Source organism: Novosphingobium sp. B-7 (assembly GCF_000410615.1).
GTDB lineage: Bacteria > Pseudomonadota > Alphaproteobacteria > Sphingomonadales > Sphingomonadaceae > Novosphingobium > Novosphingobium capsulatum.
On record NZ_KE148324.1, the window covers coordinates 1 to 2,556 of the forward strand.

Annotated in this window: 2 protein-coding genes and 1 pseudogene; 2 read left to right on the forward strand and 1 reads right to left on the reverse strand. The window is 67.5% G+C overall.

The window, feature by feature from the left end; genetic code table 11:
* The coding region (locus tag H926_RS0110225) for an apolipoprotein N-acyltransferase (RefSeq protein ID WP_022676209.1) at positions 1-764 on the forward strand (764 nt) is incomplete at its 5' end.
* Between the two features lie 41 nt (positions 765-805).
* Positions 806-2,023, forward strand: coding sequence for a methionine adenosyltransferase (metK, locus tag H926_RS0110230; RefSeq protein WP_022676210.1), 1,218 nt, complete (start codon positions 806-808; stop codon positions 2,021-2,023).
* Positions 2,024-2,058: 35 nt separating this feature from the next.
* Here the strand turns inward: metK and H926_RS33205 are convergent.
* A pseudogene (locus H926_RS33205) lies at positions 2,059-2,556 on the reverse strand (hypothetical protein); the annotation flags it as partial.

Below are 2,556 nucleotides of genomic sequence, written 5' to 3' on the forward strand. Positions count from 1 at the left end.
TGCAGGAAGGCTATCCCCGCGCCTGGTATGCCGGCACCACCTATGGCGGCGACCCACTGCTGGCGCGGGCGCGCATGGGCCGCGTGGTCGGGCCGGGCGCGCTGCTGCTGACCGGCGCGGTCGACCTGGTGTTTCCGCCCAATCCGGCCCCGGCCGCCATGCCGATCGGCGCGTGGAACGTGGTGACCGCAATCGACAGCCAGGGCGCGATCCAGGGCCATTATGCCAAGGCGCACCTTGTGCCTTATGGCGAATATCTGCCGATGCGTGGGCTGCTCACGCCGCTGGGCCTGTCGCGCCTGGTGGCGGGCGATTTCGATTACTGGTCGGGCCCGGGGCCGCGCACGCTGGATTTCTCGGCGCTGGGCCTGCCGCGCGTGGGCGTGCAGGTGTGCTATGAAATCATCTTTTCGGGTCAGGTGATCGACCGCGCCCACCGCCCGGATGTGCTGTTCAACCCGACCAACGATGGCTGGTTCGGCGCCTGGGGCCCGCCACAGCATCTCGCCCAGGCCCGGCTGCGCGCGATCGAGGAAGGTCTGCCGGTGCTGCGCTCCACCACCAACGGCATTTCGGCGGTGATCGATGCCCGTGGCGGCGTGCGCGCCTTTGCCCCGCAGCACGTGGCGAGCCGCATCGAAGGGCTGGTGCCACCCGCGCTGCCCCCTACGCCGTTTGCGCGAATGGGCAACATATTGCCGCTTTTGTGGGCTGCAGCGCTTCTTTTGGCCGCGCTGGTTGCCTCCCGCCGTCGCCCGCGCTAGAGGCGGCACATAAAGATTGCTTTATATCGGACCCTTTGCCCATGCGCAGCGATTACCTGTTCACTTCCGAAAGCGTCTCCGAAGGCCATCCCGACAAGGTGGCGGACCAGGTCAGCGACGCCATCGTCGACCTGTTCCTGAGCAAGGACCCCGAGGCGCGCATTGCCTGTGAAACCTTGACGACAACCAACCTGGTGGTGCTGGCCGGCGAAATTCGCGGGCGCGGCATCATGGATGCCAAGGGCGAATGGGCGCCCGGCGTGCGCGAGGAAGTGGAAGCCGTGGTGCGCGCCACCGTGCGCCGCATCGGCTATGAGCAGGAAGGCTTCCATTGGGAAAACTTCCGCTTTGAAAACAACCTTCACGCCCAGTCGGCGCACATTGCCCAGGGCGTCGATGCGGGCGAGAACAAAGACGAAGGCGCCGGCGACCAGGGCATCATGTTCGGCTTTGCCTGCGATGAGACGCCCGATCTCATGCCCGCGACGCTCGATTACAGCCACAAGATCCTGCAGCGCCTGGCCGCCGATCGCCATTCCGGCGCCGCGCCGTTCCTGGAGCCCGATGCCAAGAGCCAGGTGACCCTGCGCTTCAAGGACGGCAGCCCGGCGGCCTGCACCGCGATCGTCGTCTCCACCCAGCACAAGCCGGGCTATGACGAAGGCGCCAAGGATGCCGAACTCAAAGCCTGGGTGAAGCAGGCCGTGGCCGCGGTGATCCCGGCAGAGCTGCTGTCGGACCAGACGGTCTATCACATCAACCCCACCGGCAGCTTTGAAATCGGTGGCCCCGATGGCGACGCTGGCCTGACCGGGCGCAAGATCATCGTCGATACCTATGGCGGCGCAGCGCCCCATGGCGGCGGCGCGTTTTCGGGCAAGGACCCGACCAAGGTTGACCGTTCGGCCGCCTATGTCACGCGCTATATCGCCAAGAACATCGTGGCGGCGGGCCTGGCCAAGCGCTGCACGATCCAGGTGGCCTATGCCATCGGCGTGTCGCAGCCGCTGTCGCTCTATGTCGATACCCACGGCACCGGCACGGTGGACGATGCCACGCTGGAACGCGCGGTGGAACTCGTCGCCAAGCAGCGCCTGGGCGGGTTGACCCCGCGCGGCATTCGCGTGGGTCTGTCGCTCAACAAGCCGATCTATGGCGTGACGGCGGCCTATGGCCACTTTGGCCGCACGCCCGAAGGTGACCTGTTCCCGTGGGAACGCACCGACCTGGTGGATGATCTCAAGGCCGCACTGGCCTGACGCCCGACTTGCGCCCGCCGTCAGTTCAATAGCCGTCAGTTCATAAGGCGGCGGGCAGCACGTTCCAACAGCGGTTCATCGTCCAGCACTTCGCCCAGCACGGCCAGGGTGCCGTCGGGCATGCGCCGCACCATCACCAGCGAAAATTCGCGGCCATCGGCAGGAATGTCGGCCAGGCTGCGTGCCGGCAGGGTGCGCAGCGAGGCTTCGAGCGCGGCACGCGGATCGCTGCGCGCCTGGCCTTCCTCGCTGCGGCGCAGGCGGCGCTCGGCCGCGACCACGCCCTTGAGGCCGCCCGGCGTATTGGCCAGGAACCCGGCCAGTTCCCCGCGTGACAGGCCCAGGCGATGGGCATGGGCCAGGGCCGTGGCATATTCGGTCAGCCGCGTCTTGTCGTACTGCGCGCCGAACACCAGCTTGACCACCGGGATCAGCGGGGCGCGCGCCTGCATCGTCAGCCCGGCATCGGCGACCAGCGCGGCCAGATCATCGGGTTCCGCCTCTGCCGCCAGGGCAAAGTCCCAGGCGCGGCC

Excerpts from the sequence above, each read along its gene's own strand:
- metK (WP_022676210.1), top strand. The coding sequence starts at position 806 with ATGCGCAGCGATTACCTGTTCACTTCCGAAAGCGTCTCCGAAGGCCAT.